Origin of the sequence: Alteromonas stellipolaris (genome assembly GCF_001562115.1) — a bacterium.
In the GTDB taxonomy this organism is placed as follows: Bacteria; Pseudomonadota; Gammaproteobacteria; order Enterobacterales; family Alteromonadaceae; genus Alteromonas; species Alteromonas stellipolaris.
Genome location: NZ_CP013926.1, coordinates 3,295,100 through 3,314,387, shown reverse-complemented (window position 1 = coordinate 3,314,387; position 19,288 = coordinate 3,295,100). Strand labels below are relative to the sequence as shown.

The following is a 19,288-nucleotide window of genomic DNA, read 5'->3' as shown; positions in this document are numbered from 1 at the left end:
GTTAGTCCTGCGCTCTAGCGAGTGCTTCGCTCCATAACGTCACCTTATTACGGCCTAACGATTTCGACTTAAATAGCGCGAGATCTGCTTGGTCTATAAGTTCAGATGGCGTTTTCGCATCAAAGCGAATAGATGATACGCCTAGGCTACAGGTCACCGCGATATCATCAAAGCGACAAACTTGAATGGTTTCTCGCAAATTTTCAGCTATGCGCATAGCTTGGTGAGAGGAGGTATCTGGCAATACAATACAGAACTCCTCTCCACCGAATCGTGCAACCACATCGTTTTGGCGAACGCAGCTTTGCAAGGTATTAGCAACCCCGCGAAGTACCGAGTCACCTATGGTATGCCCGTAATTATCATTGATAGATTTAAAGTAGTCGATGTCTACCATTATTACGCAGTAGTCTTCTGGCTGTGGATTTCTTGCAAAATCCCGTTTCATCAAATCAAACAAAACACGGCGATTAAAGCTGTTCGTTAATGGATCGCGTGTGGCTAAGTAGCCCAGCTCTTGGTTGCGTTGTTTCGATACCATAAACCTGCGATAAATAAGCAGTACCAGTATTAAGCAAACGGCTAACAATAATGCTAAAGCGACACTGGCATATCTGTTTTTAGTCAGTTCTAATTCTGAAATAGTTGTGGCCTGTTGAGCTATCTCAATTTCATTGTTCTTTCTAGCCAATTCGAGCTTATCGAGTTTGGTTTTTTCTCGCAGAGTTTCTAATTCTATTTCTAGTCTTAAAGAGTGTAGTTTAGCTTTTTCAAGCGCGAGTTCGTTGTTATTAATGTCTTCTTGAATAACTTCGCTCATGGCAATTTCTTGTTCAGCGTATTGTAAAGATGCTTCTGTATTGCCTCTGTTTTTCTCTGCTAAACGTAAATAACGATAACTCTCTAACATAAAGGCCTTGTAGCCATTCTTGTGTGCTAATGTTGCGGCGGTTTTTAACAGCGCTATGGCCTCTTCCATATCAGTGTCAAAAAGCATAGTAGCGAATGGAATAAGGGTTTTAATTTGGTAAAAGTCACTTTCTATCTCTGTGGCTAAAGCCAATGATTCTTTATAGTAATTGAGCGCGTTTGAAACGTTATTTTCGTCTCGTTGAATGTTCGCCAATATTCGCTGGGTTATTGATTGTTTTGCCTTGTCGTTGCTTTTTCGATAAATAATATCTGCTTTTTTCGCTAACGTTTTTGCCGATGCGTAGTCACCCTTTTTCCAATCAATAATCGCGCTTTCTCGAAGCGCGGTAGCAAGGGTTTTGGGCTCTACTTTTTCCTCTGGCAAGCTAATAGACAGCATGTAAAACGAACGGGCTTGGTCGAACTGTTCTAATCTAAAATAAATATGACCTATCTGGTTCGACGTTTTAGCAATGCCCGTTGTATTATTAACTTTCTTATAATATTGATGAGCCTGGTGAACGTGCTTTAAAGACTGTTCATAGCGACCAATGTGGCGGTAAATAATTCCCGCTCCCATTAATGCTTTAGCACGGCCTTTAGCATCATCTATTTGCCCGTGAAGAGCCAAACTTCGTAATGCATAGTCTAGTGCAAGCACTAAGTTCCCTAGGTATCGCTCCGCTTCAGCCAATGTGTTGAGGGTACGCGCCATAGACTTTACTTCATTTAAATCAGTAAATACGGTTAATGCTGTTTGGTAATGTTTGGCGGTTTTTTCTCGGTTCTCTAATCGCTTGTAGGCCTCTGCAATTCTTACGTGGGTTCTTGCGTTTAGCTTTTGAATGTGACTTTCGTTGGCGGTGAGGTATTCAATGGCCATCAAGTATTGTACTACCGCAATAGAGTATTGAGCTTTTGCGAAATGATAATCGCCCTTGGCGCTTAATGTGATGGCAATCGGTAAAGACTCACCGTATTGAAAAGCTAAAGGTACCAGCGTTGTAATAGCGTTTTGTGCTTTGGTGAATTGTTTATCTTTCACCAATACATCGATATAGCCCACATACGACAATATGTAATTTTCCGTATCTTTGAGCTTTTCGAATATGGCTGACGCGGCAAAAAAATGCTGCTGTGAAGTTTTATTTTGATCGGTTCGACTCGTTAATTTTCCAAGTAGAAAGTGCGCTTGTGCAGTAGTGCTGAAGTCGTCTATTTCTTGTGAAATTTTTAAGGCTTGATTAGCCCATATAATACTGCGTTTTGGTGAGGAATCTTGTGCTAATTGTGCTTTTGAAAGGATTGCATCAGCGCGCTGCAATGAAGCTTGATCCTGAGAAGGCAAGGGGCTAGCCTGCTGCGCACGGGCAGTAGTAAGCACAATCAACAACAGTATGAAAACAAAAAAGCGCATTGACTATGGGTTCGGGTTAAAACAACTGAATGTACAAAGTATAAATGCTCACGCTTTGTACTAATAGAGTGAATGTGGTGCTATCAAAGGTCAAATAGTATAAGGCGTTGTATAATAAATAATCTATTATTGCTTTTATTGTTGTCTATTGCTTTAACTGCCCCCACCTACACTACAAACGAAGCCACTAAGTCGTTTAGCTAAGCCACTTAACTATGCCACTTAACTAGGGGCCACTTAACTAGGGGCCATTTAACTAAGGATACTATTTCAATGAGCCGACACTTTGACAACGCTGAAGGATTATGTGAACAGAAAGATAAAGCCACTGAAGGCTTTGTTTTCAACCAAACCATGTTGCGTATTGCCGACCCTGCACGCTCACTCGATTTTTACACGCGAGTAATGGGCATGACATTGTTAAAGCGCCTTGATTTTGAAGAGATGAAATTTAGTCTTTATTTCTTAGCAGCGGGTGATGATTTTTCTGATATTAGCGATGACGATAGTGAGCGTACCGCCCAAACTTTTGGGAGGCCAGCTATGCTAGAACTCACTCACAATTGGGGCGATACCGCAGATAGTGTTCACTATCATAATGGCAATAGTGAACCAAAAGGCTTTGGTCATATTGGCTTTCACGTGCCGAATCTAGACTCTGCATGTGAAAGATTTGAAGCGCTAGATGTTCCTTTCCAAAAACGCCCTAACGATGGTTCGATGAAAGGTATCGCATTTATTAGAGATCCAGATGATTACTGGATTGAAATTTTCGACGCTAAGCAAACGGCAAAGGTATGCGCCCCGCACTTGACCAAGTAATGCAAGACGCGCCATTTTTGTAGAACCAAGCTTAGTCAGCGTAGCCCCATGGTGCTGCAGGTACGGGTATTGATTGGGTTAAATCAAAATCTACCCGGAATTCTCTGCCTTCTCTAATCAATCGGTAGGTAAAGGTTTCCGGGTAAATAAACATTTGCCAAATATTGGAGCTTGATTGGGGAATGCCACTTTTAGCAAACAAAGCTTTAGAGTAGGCATCGGCGGGGAAGGATTGAACCTGCGGCCAACCAGCATCGAGGGTATGACCCCCGTACATTGTCGATTCCGAATAGCTACCATCTTCATGGCGATGATCATGCTTAAGCGATAGTCCAGAGCCCGTTTTAGTGATGATCCACGTTCTAGACGCATTGTCGCCTACATGAAAGGGAATGTGCAATACATCGTCTGTACAGTGGCGAACATGCATGACCAGAGGTTTATCTGCCATGCTGCTAGAAGGCTGGTTATCAACCGTTATTTTCCCAGCAAACGCTTTTCCACATAGCGCGCGTATACTGTCAAAAAAGCTATCGTGGCTGGCAATCGACACTAGCGGAGCTGGCTGAACAATAGGTTCAGCGCTAGAATTCTGTGCGGCCATCAGCACTGGCACTGGTGTAGATACTAGCGCTAAGGTGCCTATAACCACTAATCGGGGGGCTACTTGAAGCAGTGTTGAGCTAATCTTCATGCGTTATCTTCTTCTTCTTATTATTATTATTATTAATTAGTTGCTCCAGTTTCTTGGTACTAATTGAACAGCACCTTCAACAACTTTCATGTCTAGCGGTACTTTACTCAATAGTGCCACTTTAGGATTATTCATATCTAATTTATAAACAGGGTTAGCAGCCAGAAAAGCGTTAAGTAAGTTCATCACTTCGTTGTTTAAAGGCTTTAAGTTTCCTTTGTAGTTACCCGCTTCTACACTTGAATCTAACAAATTAAGATTGCGGAGAAATACGGCTTTTTGCTCACTGTCATAATAAGGGCTGCCTTCAATCTGAAAGGTCAAGCGTACAGGGTATTTGAACGCGAAGGCGTTAATTTCTGCGCCTGTGTCTAAACCAAGGGATATAACATCGCGATTATCAGGACCGATATTTACATTTATGTCGTTCACATTCAGCTGTACGGGCAAGCCCATAAGATTAACGTTTTCAGTTAAATTCGGCATTTGCTTGTTAAGCAATGATTGAACTTCAGCATTTGAAAAAGAGAAAACCGCTATGCCGTTCGTGCTTGCACATCCGGTAAGAAAAAGGGTGATAGCAAAGAGTATAACTTTCATAAAAAACCTTCTGTATAGAGTTTATAGCCTGCAATGAATACAAGAAAAAATCTCGTAACAAGCAAGCTAATTACTCCCATTATGCCATTTGCCTCACATAAATGACGTTTATTTTGCTGGAAAGGCTTCAAGTAAATTGGCCACTAACTCGCCTAGTTTATTTTGTATAGTGACGGAATCGGTAGACTCTACCTCTACACTGCCTACTGCACTGTAAATAAACGTATCGCCACGTACCACATCAATTTGAAGATTTTGATATTGCGTCACGCGTTCACCAATAGGTACGCTGAATATACTGCCAAGGGAAATACCACCAGAACGCCCAAATACACCCGTGCCTAACCCTAGGTTTAACCTGGTGTCATTTTCTTCACTGGCAGTTGAAGGAAGGAAACCTACCAGTACATCTGCACCTTCTTCAGGCGAGGGCTTGAGACCTTTGGCGATAAGCGCTCGGCTAATCGCCGATGTGAGTTGGCTTTCTATTTCGGGGTTCAAGCTATTAAGTGGCGGTCGAACAAAAAACGTATTAATGTCAGCAAAATTCTGGCTTTCATCAATATTAATTTGCGGGCCCTTGTTAGCACAGCCTGCTAAAAAGCTTAAAGCCACTAAGGCAAAAAGCATGTAAAAGGGTTTTCTTACTATATGTTTACTTTTATTTGTTGGTGTCATAAGTACGCCGAGTAAAAAACTGCTGTAGTGGTTTAAAGTTGAAAACCACCAATTAGGATCGATTTATTATCGTAAATAACGCAAATTGAACACTAAGCCTCATCAATTCACGTAAACCCGTGGTTTTAATTCGCGGTCTATTAGCCATTGCGATAAACTACACCATAATAAATGAGCCCCTTCTAGATTAAGACGAAAAACCATGATCCACAATGATGTTCTACGACGCCTACGCTTTGCTTTGGCAATTAACGATACCGCTGCTATTGGTATTTTCAAGTTAGTAGACTACGACATGGATGTAGACTACCTTCATTCAATTATGAAAAAAGAAGGTGAAGAGGGCTATTTGCCTTGCAGAGATAAAATTATCTCTTTGTTCCTAGACGGCTTAATTATTAAAAGACGAGGCAAGCAAGAAGGTGTTGAGCCTGTTATTTTAAAATCCGGTGAGCGTTTAAGTAACAACGAAGTGCTTCGAAAAATTCGTATTGCTATGAGCTACAAAGACGAAGATATGATTAACGCGCTTCAAATGGCGGATTTTAGATTAAGCAAAAACGAGCTTTCAGCTTTTTTTAGAAAACCAGATCACAGAAACTATAAAGTGGCTGGCGACCAAGTAGTGCGTAACTTATTACAGGGCATGGTGAAGAAGTATCGCCCTGATGCGAAAAAATCAGCACATACAAAAGAGCAAGTACGCGAGAACGTAAAAGCGGATATTCAGGCGAAAAAAGCCAAAGAGAAAGCAAATAAGCCAAGTTCAGTGTGGGGTAAAACCTCTTAATCGCGAACTGATAACTAATGGGCGTTACGCTTTGCACCGTGTTAAGTGTGCAAAAGTATGAATATTCAAACTATGCGTAACGCTATTTTCTTTGGCAACACACTATATTAAACCTGCATGCCACATTCCTCGCCGCTTACGCAATATCAAGCACTAGTCGATTCGGGTAAGCTTCAAAAAGATCCCTCTCAGCAACACGCCATAGCATTACTACAGCAGCTGTACCTTTCATTACAGCAGGCTCAAGAAAACGCTTCTCATAAAAGTACGCAACCACAAAGTAAAGGTATATATCTGTGGGGCAAAGTAGGGCGGGGCAAAACCTTTCTAATGGACTTGCTAGACGAGAGTTTGCCAAGCACCTTATGCAAACGGCAACACTTCCATCATTTTATGCAGGACGTGCATAAGCGTCTCACTGAACTGTCTGGAAAATCAGAGCCCTTGCGCCACATTGCGAAGCAGCTAAGTAAGCAATACAAGGTGTTGTGTTTCGATGAGTTCTTTGTGTCAGATATTGGCGATGCCATGTTACTAGGTAACTTAATGCAATACATGTTTGAACTTAACATGGTGGTGGTGTGTACCAGCAATTGTGCACCAAACGAGCTTTATCGAAATGGTTTGCAGCGCGCACGCTTTTTGCCTGCTATTGCGGCAATTGAAGCTCATTTAAACGTACTGCATCTAGATGGAAAACAAGACCATAGAAAGCGTGCGCTCACTTACATTCAACGTTATTTCGAATTACCTAAGCCATTGCAAGCGCAGGCGGCATTGCATCAAACTCTACTTCGTCAGTTTGAATTAACATTTAATAGTTCGCCTTCTAGTATAACCATGTTAGGGCGAACTATTGATATCATCGCCGAAAGTGATGCGGATACAAATAACTCAGGCATAAGCCATAAGGCGGTTTGTTTCAATTTTTCGGCATTGTGTGAAGGGCCTCGAAGCCACTTTGATTATGTAGAATTAGCCAAGTTGTACAAAACCATTTTAGTGTTCAACGTGCCACCTATGAGTGGCCAGGCATACGAGCGAATTAAGGCACGGGGCACAGAAGATAACGGCTCGAATATTAACATCGCCTCTGCCGAAACCGGCGAGCGGGAAGTGGTTTTAGCACCCATGGATGATGCATTACGTCGATTTATTGCATTGGTAGATGAATGTTACGACAGTAAAACTAACTTGGTAATAACGTCTTACGTGCCTCAGGATGAGATTTATACCAGTGGCTCGCTTATGTTTGAATTTGAACGCACTAAAAGCCGATTGGTAGAGATGGCATCAGTAGAATATTTACAACAAGTGTCGAGCTAGTGCTGTCGCACAAACGCCTTAGTTTACTTTTTGATTGGTTAGCAATAGTGCAAGTGTTTGCATTCGTTTATGCAATTGTACAAAAGACTAAAATTTAGTAAAAATGACGATTCAGTAGTGTTGATGAAAATTGTTGAAATCTGTGAGTTAGGTATTTTTTATTTAAGTTATTGATTATTAAGAGTTAAAAATGTTGGCATCCAGGTTGCAAAATTAACTTCGACTTAACCTAAAGGATGACAATGATGAACACTTTTACTAAAACACTAGCTACAATTACACTTTCTTTATCTACTATTGGCATGGCAAACGCAGCAGATTCATTATTTGCAGCAGACGATTCAGTGTCTTCTAAATTATGTGTTGTTGCAGCACAAGGCAGTAAAATTCAACTGCACAAATCGATTAAAGATTCTGGTTTGAGCAAAAGCTATATTGCTGAAAATGTTACTTGTAATGATCAAAATATCTTAGCCTTTGTGCAAGATTATGCGGAAGACCCAGATAAAATGAATAACGTGCTAACTAACGGTAAATTTAATACCAACGTTGAAATTATCGATTTGGCTGCAGCAAATACAAAAAAGTAGTTATTTGGTAAATTGAAGCCTGAGCATGGAGTTTTCGTTTACATTGTTGTTGCTCAGCACATAATCTAAAAAAGGTGGCCATGGCCACCTTTTTGCTGTTTTAAATATAGCTTCCGATACCTAGTATCTTACTTACTAGAATGTAGGCCAAATTGGCTTACATACTTTTAAGTGCATCAATAATATCTTGCGGCTCTGAACGAGTTCTATAATCAACATCCACATAACGCCAGGTTACGTCGCCATTTTGATTGAGCACAAAGGTTGCTGGAATAGGCAGAATGTTACCATTGCCGTTGTTGACGGTTTCTAGGTCAAGTTGCCTATCGTTTTTCATGTGCTCAATTAGGAATTCAGGCACTTCCCATGCTACGCCGTACTTGGCTGCCACTTTAGCACTTTGATCTGACAATACGATAAAATCCATTTTGCTAATTTCATCTTCGCTGAGCGAATCATCGGGTACCTGCGGGCTTATAGCCACTAGGGTTGCGCCTAGACTCTTAATATCATCTAATCGAGACTGTAGGGCACGAAGCTGCAAATTACAGTACGGGCACCAACTGCCACGATAGAAAGTTACAACAACAGGTCCATGGCTTAAAAGGGTGGGGAGGGAAACAGTATTTGCTTTTGCATCTGGCAGCGTGAATTCAGGTGCTTTATCGCCAATTGCCAATGCATCACTGCCTTGCTGAAACGACTTAGCTTTTGCTATTTCTGCATCTACCCCTTTCATGAAATCTGGGTTGCCTTTACGGCCAGCCTCAACCTTCGCTTCAGTTTGTTCTTTTAACGTTGCCATACGAGCCTCATGGTGTGATACATCATAATGACGCATCGTGATAATCATATGCGAGTGAAGTTAACGCCTTATTGAGACTAATAAAACCTATTTGCACTACATTTACGATTATCTAGTCCGGAAATGCGGTACTACGCAGAAACATGCCTGTTCTCATAAGATATTGGATAATATTCTGGACACCCACACGTATTTAGTTATTAACTAGCAATTCACTTACCTAGCCTTTTCACTTTGTATCATTGAGGATTAACTATGAGCCTTCAGCGGGAAAACAGCCAGCAGCAGGAAAACAAAGCCATTCCACAAGAAGCTTTCGATTGGTACGACGCTTATGCCCACGGTGGTATGGATAGACGCACATTCATGACCAAACTCACAGGATTAGTTGCCCTTGGCTATTCCATGTCTTTCTTAACCTCGTCATTAATGCCTAATTATGCGTTGGCTGAACAAATATCCTTTAACGATCCTGAGATTACCGCAACCTACGAAACCTTTGCTTCACCCAAAGGCCATGGAGAAGGTAAGGGCTATTTAGTCGTACCGAACGCCTTAACCCAAGATGAAACCACGCAAAAGAAAGCGCCGGTAGTATTGGTAATACACGAAAATCGTGGGCTAAACCCTTACGTTAAAGATGTAGCCAGAAGACTTGCGAAGGCAGGCTTTATTGCGTTTGCCCCCGATGCCTTGTTTCCATTAGGAGGCTACCCTGGCAACGACGATGAAGGTCGCGCTATGCAGCGAACCCTGGACCGTTCAAAAATAGAACATGATTTTGTGGCCGCCGCTGAATTTATAAAAGCGCATGAATTGTCTAGTGGAAAACTTGGCGCAGTGGGCTTTTGTTTTGGTGGTTATATGGTGAATTATCTAGCCGCCGTCGATAGCGACCTTATAGATGCAGGTGTTCCTTTTTACGGCACTCCAGCAGCCAAAGCGTTACGCAAAAATATTGAGGCGCCTTTACTTATTCAGCTCGGCGAATTAGACGAGCGAGTAAATGCAACGTGGCCAGAGTACGAGGAAGACTTAAAAGCGAATGATGTCTCGTACGCAATGCATATGTACAAAAATGCAAATCATGGTTTTCATAACGATTCTACGGGGCGGTTTGACAAAGAAAATGCTGAGTTAGCATGGTCTAGAACCATAGCATTTTTTAACGCTAAACTGGCGTAAGCTAGTTTAATATCCACATTGCTAATGCAAGGTCTTTAATATAAGTCTCTTTTTTCAAGGGCTTTGGAAGTTTGGGGCCTTGCTTATATTACTTGTTTCTTCCCCCTCCATCTCGAGCTTTTATAGTATATTACATCGTGTTTGATAGCCTTTTGTTTAGTGAAGTTGTCCACCATTGACTGACTACATCGAAATTTTTCTATATCAATATAGATATTCTTTTCCCTATTTTTTGCTTCAAAGCACAGAGTGGAATGGTATCTGGTTCGGGAGTACTCAATAGACGTAATATCCACCCATGCTAGCTTGGCTTCTTGCCCTTCGAAGTTATAAAGCACCCCATCTTTATTTAGAATGAAGTGGTCCTGAGCATGAGTTTTCCACTTTTTTTTGTAGTACCAGTATAAAAAGGGGGCGGCGGGTAGCATTAAGGCGCCAACTATTTGCCTAAAATCATCTTCGCTTCCTTTAACTAGTGTCCATGTACATATCACACCAATTACCGAACTAATTAAAAATAGTAATAGGCTAATGTCTTTGTAGTCCCCACGAATGGATACGCTATCGCTTTCCTTATCTAGTGTGGCTAATCTAGCTTTAATGCTATTAACTCGCCCAGGAAATGCTTCACGGTCAATACTTTCTAATGCCTCAAGTAACTCGCGATACGAGTAATTTGCGTAATTCGGTTCCATGAATTTTGTATCAATTAGTTAGTAAAATCATTTGAGCAATATAAAAATTGCAAAGGCGGATGGCAAACTTACCGCAGTTTATAACATTCATAAGGTGTTTCAAAATAGCGTGAGAACCACTACGTAATGTATATCTTAGTTGTTGAAAATTAAAGAGTGTTTTAATTTTTCAAGTGAAAAGTTCACTGTCGTGGTGCACCTCTCATTGCTACTAGCGATCTCTTGGTGCATTGTTAAAGAGTAAATAAAGATGTTGTGAATAATTATATTCAAAACCGGTCAAGATGAAACTCATCAGATGAGTTGCTAAAGCTAGAGAAATACTATGCTGAGTAAAATTTAGGCGGTAATTAATACTAAAGTTTAACGTTGTTGGTATGTTTATTGTGATGTGTTAACTGAACACTCACTTGGTTTTCCTCCAAGTGGGCACGTAGTAGCAGTTGAAGCAGGAAACACACTCATGATAAAAACAAATACACCGTTGCGTCCTACACTATTAAGTGTATCTATAGCGGCAATGTTTGCCGTCAGCCCTGCGTATGCACAAGAAAGTGAAACCGCCAGTGCTGAAACTGAAGAAGAAAAGATTCAAGTAGTAGGTCGTCGTATCTCTACTACCGAGGTAGCAATTGGTACTGGTGAAGTAACCAATACGCTAGCCGTTACACGTGAAGCGTTGTTGTCGGCTCCAGGTGGTATATCTGGGCTCAAAATGTTAGAAAGTTTACCTGGATTTAATGTGCAAACGGACGGTGCATTAGGATTATATGAGTTTGGAAATTCTGTGAATGTGCGCGCATTTAATTTAAGCCAAATGGGCTTTGTATTGAACGGCGTACCCATGGGGCGTTCAGATGCCTTCGGCGGTAGCCCTATTTTCAGATATGTAGATAACGAGAACTTAGCATCTGTAGTGGCATCTCCGGGAGCCGGTGATGTTTCCGCACCAAGTTATTCTACCTTAGGGCCTATAGCTTCTTACTATTCGGTTGACCCGTCTGACGAAGCCGGTGGCATGATGTCTTACACTATTGGCGATGATGATTTAAATCGCTCTTTCGTTAAACTGGAAACCGGCGACATAAATGGTTTCAAAGCCTATGTGAGTCGCTCGAAAACCGACAGTGATTTATGGCGCGGGCCAGGTACTATCGACCGAGAGCACATTGAAGGTAAAGCAATTTATGCCTTTAGTGACGAGACTAAATTTACCGTTAGCTATGTGGCGAACGACTTCTTCGATTACGACTCGCCCTCCGGTACCGAAGCGACTTTTGATGATAACTATTATTACAGCTACCTAGATGCCATTCCTGAAGGCTGTATTGCCCCTTTAACGGGTGTTTACGATTTCAATCAAGATGGGGTAGTGGATGAAAGCGATTTTACCCCTGTGTTTACCGGCAGTAATTGTACAAGTTACTACGAAGATCGCGTAAACGTTCGTGATGATAAACTCTATTCTGCCCAGCTTGAAACCTACCTGTTAGATAACTTGTTATTTACCGGTACTTATTATTTTGAAGACAAAGATGGTTATGGTGTTTCTCCCGATTCTTATAGTAACACCTTAAGTATTTACGAAGATCAGGCAGCCGCAGGGCTAGATGTGGTGCACCCACGGGGTGTGCAATATGGTTTGTCGTCAGTAGGGGGAGATAGAAAAGGCTTCGTTGCTGATTTCAGCCTAGAACTCGATGCCCACGATATACAATTTGGTGGCTGGCAAGAAAAAGACACTTACCACCGTACGCAACAGCGGTTAAATAAAACCGGCGGTAGTGCGGATGGTGACGTGATTTGGGATGAGGTGGCATATTATCGCCGAGACTACACCTCGGTCCGTGAAACTACGCAGTTGTACGTGAAAGATACCATTAGCTTAATGGACGACAACTTGAAGCTTGAATTGGGGATAAAGTCATTAAGTGTTGATTATTCACTAGATGGGTATCGTGATTATGATGATTACGAAATTGACGGTGAAGCAGGTTATGGGCCTCAGTCTGTGGGCGGCAAATTTAGCAACCATTTCTTACCTTCAATAGGCGCGGTATACACCCTAAATGACACCGACCAAGTTTTCGCATCTTACTCGAAAAACTACGCGCTACCTAATGGTACAGACGACATTTATGACAATGCGGTTAGCTTTGAACCCGATACTCCTGAAGGTGAAGAAGCCGATAACCTTGAATTAGGTTACCGTACCAACAAAGAAAACTTTAATGCGGCATTGGCTTTATTCTATACCCGCTTTGATAATCGTTTGTTTGCCAGTAACGTGTTAAACCCCGCGACTGGTCAACCTGAGAGCTTTTATATTAATGGCGGCGCTTCAGAAGCCTACGGATTTGAATTGTCAGGTGTTTATCAGCCTGAAGTATTCAAAAAACAGTTATACATGAACGCTAATGTCTCGTACAAAAATGCCAGCTTAGTAGACGGCTTTGGCAGTAACCCTGAAGGCAGCGCCTTGGCTGATAGTCCAGATTGGGTGATGACAGGTGGCATTACCTACGAGCCAACAGAATGGTTAGTAGCGAATGTGTCGGCAAAATATACCAGTAGTCGTTTTACCGATTATGCCGAGACCTATGAAATGGATAGCTACACCACGGTAAGTGCCTATGTAGATTTAGGTGGTGTGAACCCCTTCGGTATGCCTGAAAATGTGAGCTTACGGTTAAACGTAGATAACCTTTTCGACAAAGAAGTCTTGTCGTTTGCGTTTGTAGGATCGGCTTTCTATCGCCCTTTGAGCCCTCGTAACGTGCAGGCATCATTAACGGTGGCTTTCTAACATGACAACGAAAACAAAACTAAATCAGTTAAACAAAACAATGCTAGGGGTAGTGGTCGCCCTAGGTCTTGGAGCTACTGTAACGAGCGCCGTAACGCAGGCAGCCGATGCTGTAACACGAGAAGAAGCTGAAGCTATTCAGCGTAAACTGGTGACCTTAGACACACACCTAGATACGCCTGCGCATTTGGTAAGGCCTGGGTTTGATATTATGGAACGGCATACTTATGGCCACGACTTTTCGCAAGTTGATGTACCGCGTATGCAAGAAGGAGCGTTAGACGGTGGCTTTTGGGTGCTTTATACCCCGCAAGGACCGCTAACTACAGAAGGTTACCAGCAAAGCCGCGACACTGCTTTACTGCGCGCACTTGCAGTACGCACCATGGTGACTGAACATCCTGAAACTTTTGCGTTAGCGCTTAACCCTGATGATGCGAGTGAAATTAAAAAAGCAGGCAAACATATTGTTTATATGAGTATGGAAAATTCCTATCCCTTAGGTACGGATATGAGCCTACTTGAAACGTTTTATAAGTTTGGGCTACGAATGGCGGGGCCAGTACATTTTAAAAACAATCAGCTTGGTGATAGTTCTACCGATCCCGAAGGGGTGAAGTGGGGCGGGCTTTCGCCGTTAGGTGAAACCTTTGTGAGCGAAGCCAATAGATTGGGTATTGTACTTGACGGTTCCCACGCTCACGATGAAACCGTTAAAGACATGATTAAGCTGTCTAAAACTCCCATCATTTTGTCCCACACCGGCGTGAAAGCAATTTACGATCATCCGCGAAACATTGACGACGACTTACTGAAGCAGCTTGCGGAATCTGGCGGTGTCATTCAAATGAATGCTTACAGCGACTACCTTACTGCACTGCCTGAAAACCCCGAGCGAAAAGAAGCTTACAAGGGGTTAATGGCCATGGTCAAACAAGGTGCTGATCACAAGGATTTGTTAGAAAAGCGCAGGGAAATTGAGCATGAGCATCCCGCGGTTAAAGCGTCTTTTGATGTTTACATGAAACACTTTTTACATGCGTTAGCGGTGGTAGGGCCTAAGCATGTAGGAATTGGCGCTGACTGGGATGGCGGCGGCGGTGTAGACGATATGATGGATGTGGTTAATTTACCCATGATCACACAGCGATTGTTAGAAGAGGGCTATACCGAAGAAGACTTAGCAGATATATGGAGTGGTAATGCATTAAGAGTGCTTCAACAGGCTCAAGACTATGCTGCTAGTTTGAAAACAGCGAGTAAATAGTTACACTGAATTGAAAACGCGCTCTATTCATTTGGTGAGTAGGGCGCTTTTTTATTTCTGATTAATAACGTGGAGTATGCATGAAATCGTTACCTCTTTTAGCCTCAACACTTGCCGCAGTATCTGCTTTATCGACGCCATTGTTTGCCCATGCGGGCACTGATGATTTTGCCGCAGGCCCCGTTTTTAATAACTATGGCAAGCATGCACCAGTGCCAGGCGTGAGTGTATCGCCTCAGCAACAATTTAAAGTCGCCTTCGATGTAGCCAAAGGGGCTGATGTGGGCAAGGTTAACCGCAAATTTGATTCACTAGCTCGTTTTATTAATATGCATGTCACCAATGGCGCTAAGCTTGAAAATATTCAACTCGCGTTAGTGGTTCACGGCTCAGCCACGTTTGATGTGATTAATAACGCGGCCTATCAAAAGAAAAAAGGTGAAGATAACGGCAACTTAGATTTATTGCGTGCGCTTATGGATAAAGGCGTACGAGTAATCGTTTGCGGACAATCCTCAGCCGCTAATGATGTAAGTTCTGAAATGCTAATAGAGGGCGTTGAGATGGACTTATCTGCGATGACAGCCCATGCCCGTTTAAGTGAACAGGGTTTCAGTACTAACCCGTTTTAATTGTTGCTACTGCTAAGCATTCCCTTTTTAATAATATCTAAAAAAGGTGTGTTAGCAGGCAGTGTTCCATACGCCAAGCCTTGCTGTTTGCCTAACCTTGCTTCACAAAAGGTGTTCGCCATCACGCTATCGCTCTCATTCAGAAGCAAGGCACCTTGCATGGCAAGGGCAGTATGCTCTGTAATTAAACGGCTGCGAATTTCTAGGGTGGCGGTATCTTCGAAAGCGTCTAAAAGATTTTGCAGGTGGTTATCGTAGCAGGCGTTTTTCCCTTTGGCGCTATGCAATAAATCAAAAAGCGCCGCTTTAGATTCTGGCTCTTTGTGCAATGCGCGAAGTACATCTAAGCATTGTACGTTACCACTGCCTTCCCAAATTGAATTAAGCGGAGCTTGGCGATAAAGCCTAGGCAAAATATTCTCTTCTACATAACCTAGCCCCCCTAAGCACTCTTGTGCTTCGTTAATAAATGCAGGGGTTCGCTTACATATCCAGTATTTACCAATCGCCGTTGCGATACGAGCCAGTGCGGCTTCTTTCGGATTGATTTTACTAGCATCAACGGCGCGAGCGACCCGCATGGTCAAAGCCAGTGCCGCCGAACATTCAAGCGTAAGGTCGGCGATGACATTTTGCATTAAAGGCTGATTGATAAGCGTGTCACCAAAAGCCTCACGGTTGCTGACATGATGATGGGCTTGAACTAACCCTTGTCTCATAGAAGCCGACGAGCCAATCATGCAATCAAGGCGTGTAAGCGACACCATATCTATGATAACGCGTACACCACGACCTTCATCTCCGACTAAGTAGGCCGTTGCGCCTTGAAACTCCACTTCTGATGAAGCATTGCTCCAGTCTCCGAGTTTGTCTTTCAAACGTTGAATACGTACTTCGTTTAAGGTGCCGTTAGGCATTACTCTTGGTAATAGAAAGCAGCCTAGGCCAGCGTCAGTTTGTGCAAGTATTAGGTGGCCATCGCACATAGGAGCAGAAAAGAAGAACTTGTGCCCCACAATACGGTAACTACCATCTTGTTGTTTTGTCGCAGTGGTGGTGTTGCGGCGAACATCGGAGCCACCTTGCTTTTCGGTCATTCCCATACCAATAGACAGGCCATTCTTGTGTGCTGCTGGCAAGGTACGGTGATCGTATTGTCCTTGCACCACCTTATCTACCCAATAGTCAGGTAAGCCTTTAGCTTGTCGTAGTGCCGGAATGGCGGCATGGGTCATGGTTAGTGGACAGGTTGTGCCCGCATCGGCCTGATATTGCATGAAAATTAACGCGGCTCTTACAACATGAGCACCTTGCTGGCTTTCATTTTGCCACGAGTAGTTATGCACGTTACCCTGCATAGCCGCGCTCATAAGTGCGTGGTAGCTAGGGTGAAATGCTACATCATCAATTCTGCGACCATACCGATCGAAAGGATGAAACTCGGGCTTATTTTTATTAGCAAGTTCGCCATGCTCCATTAATTCAAAGCCTGCGACTTGTCCGAAGTCACCTAACTGTGTTTCTACATCAGCACTAGGCGACACTAAGTTGGTTAACACAGCATGCTTAAGCAGTGCGTCACCGTGCCATAAGTTATATGAAGGAAGGAAGGTTGGCTGATTCTCAACAACATGGGTTTGGAACGACGTCGGTGAAGTCATAATAAACTCGCCTTAAAATTTATTAAACATTACCCTTTATGTCTTTTTGTGTCAATTTTTGTAATTTAGTTGTTGGGTCACCTTTAAAGAAGCTGCTCGAGCGCCGTTATTCTAGAGGACTTATTTAAGTGCGTATGTTTATGCGCTTGTGACTAAGTAAGACAGGGAAAAAGGATATCTTTGTAAATGCATGACATTTAGGTAAAGTGCTTACCTGATTTCGTTTTAATTATTAATAGATTGGTAAAGCAATATGTTACCCGAAAAACCTACCGGTAAACCCGTAGCCCGCCATTTGTTGATGAAGTTACTTGGTTCACGTCCTGGTATAAAAATGGATGCAGCCAGCGCGGTAAGAGTAGGCGCCTTGTTTGGTATTTCGGAAAATAACATTCGCGTTACCCTTACTCGCTTGCAATCGGCAAAATTGCTTAAGCTGGTGGAACGTGGCTATTACCAATTAGGTAAAGAGGGCGAGCAATTTGCAGGGGAGATCAGTAGTTGGCATTCCGCAGAGTCTAGGTTGTGTGAATGGCGTGGCGATTGGCTTACCGTGCTGACTACCGCATTAGCAAAAAGTGATCGAAAGGCCACAAGGGCACAAGACAGGGCGCTTAAACTAATGGGCTTAAAAAAGCTCTCTGCGGACTTTTATGTTAGGCCAAATAATCTTAATGATACGGTTGGTATAACACGAGAGCGATTGTACCGATTAGGGTTAGATAAAAGCGCCGTGGTTTTTAATGCATCTGACTTCGCAGGCGCGACAGAAAAAAAAGCAGCAGGGTTATGGCAAACCAAAAACCTTGAAGCCAGTTACGAAGAAGGATTAATTGAACTCGCGCGGTCACGCAAGCGTATAGAAGGCTTATCACTAGATGATGCAGCAAAGGAATATTATATCGTCGGCGATAATGCCCTAAAACGATTAGTGTTCGACCCACTGCTTCCAGCACCTTTGGTTAATGTCGACCTTCGCAGAGCATTTCGCGCAAAAGTAGAAGAGTACGATAAGGCTGGCGCTGAAGTCTGGTATGAATTTTTAAATATAAAGAAGTGAGGAAAGAGGTATGAGCACGGAGGTGCTTGCCTGATGCTATCTTTGTGGCACACTGTCATTTGAATTACCGATAAACGGTTGCATAGATACGCACAGATTTTCCAACTTAAATACGTGACATGGAATAAGTAGTATGACGTCAAACCGCCCCCTGTTTAAACACATTCGAAACCACACCGCGCTTTTCAGTGAATTGTCGCGTTATCGTAACATCGCAGTGCAGGGCTTAGGCCTTTCTCAGTACGAATTTCACAAGACCCCAAAGTTCGTTGCAGAAGATGGACGTCGGCTTACCATTGAGCCGGAGCGAAGTATTGTTTTGCCTAATGTAGAGCAACTTAAGGGCGTAAAGAGTAAGCTTGAAAAAGCCATACCTACACTCACAATGGTTGAGCACAGCGAGATTGGTTATCGCTATCCTACCGCCGCGCTGGCGGGGTTAGATGCCCCTTTTATTAAGCGAATGCGATCTGAGTATTTTCATAAAGTTGATGAAGATCGTAGTATTTGCCGACCCGTAAATTTATCTTACGGTATTAAAAGCCGCGGAAAAGCAGATAACCGCCAAGAATATGAAGTATGGATGCCCGATGAGGCGCCAGAGCAAAATCCGTTACCATTGTTAATTGATCTTTATGGCGAAGACCTACCTAACGATGTGCGCCATTTTGTAGAGCAACCTTCAAAAGTGCATGGTTGGATGGGCGTTAAGCGAGCAGCATTTGAAGCCTTATACCAAAACAAAGAAATATGTGGCGATTTGGTGATTTGTGTTGCCATGAGTGTAGACGCATACAATATTGGCGCGCGGCCTGATTTGTCTTTCTCTCCAGAAGCAGAAAGCAGTATTGCGGCAAGCAACGCTGAGCTAGAGTGGGAAATAGAGGGCTATTATGCACCACGTGATTGGGAGTTTGATCATGATATGGTGTGGGCGGCAATTAATCACACGCTGGCAGCGATTAATGCGCCTTTAACTGATTTGTACGCCAATACCATTTTGCCGGTTGTAGAAAGCAAGACAGAACGTATTTTGTCTACGCTTAAAAGCTTAGGTGTTCAACAGGACGAGATTGATGATATGAATCTACAACCGTGGGAGTTTATGCTTAATGAAAGTTCCCATAGGGTTAAATCTCACGATCCATCCAGACCTGTTAACCTTTTAGGTAGGCTAAATCGTTTGTTCTACCAAGAAGACCGCAAACTTCCTTCACTAAACTGGATGCACGATTTAATCACCTAGTCGTGAAAGTATAAAACCAGTTGCAGCTATTAACTTAATTATTGATGCCTGCCGCACTAAGTCGGTGGGCATTTTTGTATCTAGAGCCTCATTGCCTTTCTA

General features: G+C 42.8%; 17 protein-coding genes. 10 read left to right on the top strand and 7 right to left on the bottom strand.

Features of this window, described 5'->3' with window-relative positions:
* Nucleotide 1: 1 nt before the first annotated feature.
* A complete protein-coding gene (locus tag AVL57_RS14185) occupies nt 2-2,329 on the bottom strand; it encodes a tetratricopeptide repeat-containing diguanylate cyclase (protein ID WP_231884917.1) in 2,328 nt (775 codons plus the stop codon).
* 273 nt (nt 2,330-2,602) lie between these two features.
* Between AVL57_RS14185 and gloA the strand changes: the two genes are divergently transcribed.
* Nucleotides 2,603-3,151 carry a lactoylglutathione lyase gene (gloA, locus tag AVL57_RS14180; RefSeq protein ID WP_057790320.1) on the top strand — a complete coding sequence of 183 codons (549 nt, stop codon included), beginning with the start codon at nt 2,603-2,605 and terminating at the stop codon, nt 3,149-3,151.
* A 31-nt stretch (nt 3,152-3,182) separates the two neighbouring features.
* Here gloA and AVL57_RS14175 read toward each other — a convergent pair whose 3' ends face one another.
* From AVL57_RS14175 to AVL57_RS14165, 3 genes are all read right to left on the bottom strand, one after another.
* Complete coding sequence (locus AVL57_RS14175) at nt 3,183-3,755, bottom strand: hypothetical protein (protein ID WP_057795995.1); 573 nt, start codon at nt 3,753-3,755, stop codon at nt 3,183-3,185.
* Nucleotides 3,756-3,881: 126 nt separating this feature from the next.
* Complete coding sequence (locus AVL57_RS14170) at nt 3,882-4,445, bottom strand: YceB family lipoprotein (RefSeq protein ID WP_057790322.1); 564 nt, start codon at nt 4,443-4,445, stop codon at nt 3,882-3,884.
* 108 nt (nt 4,446-4,553) lie between these two features.
* Complete coding sequence (locus AVL57_RS14165) at nt 4,554-5,123, bottom strand: DUF4136 domain-containing protein (RefSeq protein WP_057790325.1); 570 nt, start codon at nt 5,121-5,123, stop codon at nt 4,554-4,556.
* A 202-nt stretch (nt 5,124-5,325) separates the two neighbouring features.
* Between AVL57_RS14165 and AVL57_RS14160 the strand changes: the two genes are divergently transcribed.
* The 3 genes from AVL57_RS14160 (at nt 5,326) to AVL57_RS14150 (ending at nt 7,829) form a co-directional block, all read left to right on the top strand.
* Nucleotides 5,326-5,913: a YehS family protein gene (locus tag AVL57_RS14160; RefSeq protein WP_057790327.1), complete on the top strand. Its 588-nt coding sequence runs from the start codon at nt 5,326-5,328 to the stop codon at nt 5,911-5,913.
* A 117-nt stretch (nt 5,914-6,030) separates the two neighbouring features.
* Nucleotides 6,031-7,239, top strand: coding sequence for a cell division protein ZapE (gene zapE / locus AVL57_RS14155; protein ID WP_057790328.1), 1,209 nt, complete (start codon nt 6,031-6,033; stop codon nt 7,237-7,239).
* Between the two features lie 242 nt (nt 7,240-7,481).
* On the top strand, nt 7,482-7,829 hold the full coding sequence (locus tag AVL57_RS14150; RefSeq protein ID WP_231518136.1) for a DUF3718 domain-containing protein: 348 nt from the start codon (nt 7,482-7,484) through the stop codon (nt 7,827-7,829).
* Nucleotides 7,830-7,986: 157 nt separating this feature from the next.
* On the opposite strand, the gene AVL57_RS14145 is transcribed toward AVL57_RS14150, so the two are convergent.
* On the bottom strand, nt 7,987-8,634 hold the full coding sequence (locus AVL57_RS14145) for a peroxiredoxin-like family protein (RefSeq protein WP_057795997.1): 648 nt from the start codon (nt 8,632-8,634) through the stop codon (nt 7,987-7,989).
* Nucleotides 8,635-8,889: 255 nt separating this feature from the next.
* Between AVL57_RS14145 and AVL57_RS14140 the strand changes: the two genes are divergently transcribed.
* Entirely contained in the window at nt 8,890-9,819 is a 930-nt protein-coding gene (locus AVL57_RS14140) for a dienelactone hydrolase family protein (protein WP_057790332.1), read from the top strand.
* 83 nt (nt 9,820-9,902) lie between these two features.
* Here the strand turns inward: AVL57_RS14140 and AVL57_RS14135 are convergent, their stop codons facing one another.
* Nucleotides 9,903-10,514 (bottom strand): hypothetical protein, encoded by a 612-nt coding sequence (locus AVL57_RS14135; RefSeq protein ID WP_057790335.1) that lies wholly within the window; start codon nt 10,512-10,514, stop codon nt 9,903-9,905.
* A 463-nt stretch (nt 10,515-10,977) separates the two neighbouring features.
* Here AVL57_RS14135 and AVL57_RS14130 point away from each other — a divergent pair, with 463 nt between their 5' ends.
* From AVL57_RS14130 to AVL57_RS14120, 3 genes are all read left to right on the top strand, one after another.
* A complete protein-coding gene (locus AVL57_RS14130; RefSeq protein WP_057790337.1) occupies nt 10,978-13,320 on the top strand; it encodes a TonB-dependent receptor in 2,343 nt (780 codons plus the stop codon).
* A 40-nt stretch (nt 13,321-13,360) separates the two neighbouring features.
* Entirely contained in the window at nt 13,361-14,587 is a 1,227-nt protein-coding gene (locus AVL57_RS14125; RefSeq protein WP_167347548.1) for a dipeptidase, read from the top strand.
* An 80-nt stretch (nt 14,588-14,667) separates the two neighbouring features.
* The gene (locus tag AVL57_RS14120; RefSeq protein ID WP_057790339.1) at nt 14,668-15,219 is read left to right on the top strand and encodes a DsrE family protein; all 552 of its coding nucleotides are present in this window, start codon (nt 14,668-14,670) and stop codon (nt 15,217-15,219) included.
* Here AVL57_RS14120 and AVL57_RS14115 read toward each other — a convergent pair.
* Nucleotides 15,216-16,880: an isovaleryl-CoA dehydrogenase gene (locus AVL57_RS14115; RefSeq protein WP_057790342.1), complete on the bottom strand. Its 1,665-nt coding sequence runs from the start codon at nt 16,878-16,880 to the stop codon at nt 15,216-15,218. The genes AVL57_RS14120 and AVL57_RS14115 overlap by 4 nt on opposite strands.
* Nucleotides 16,881-17,133: 253 nt before the next feature.
* Between AVL57_RS14115 and AVL57_RS14110 the strand changes: the two genes are divergently transcribed.
* Entirely contained in the window at nt 17,134-17,940 is an 807-nt protein-coding gene (locus AVL57_RS14110; RefSeq protein ID WP_057790344.1) for a PaaX family transcriptional regulator, read from the top strand.
* A gap of 133 nt (nt 17,941-18,073) precedes the next feature.
* On the top strand, nt 18,074-19,186 hold the full coding sequence (locus tag AVL57_RS14105; protein ID WP_057790346.1) for a hypothetical protein: 1,113 nt from the start codon (nt 18,074-18,076) through the stop codon (nt 19,184-19,186).
* The last annotated feature ends 102 nt before the right edge of the window (nt 19,187-19,288 follow it).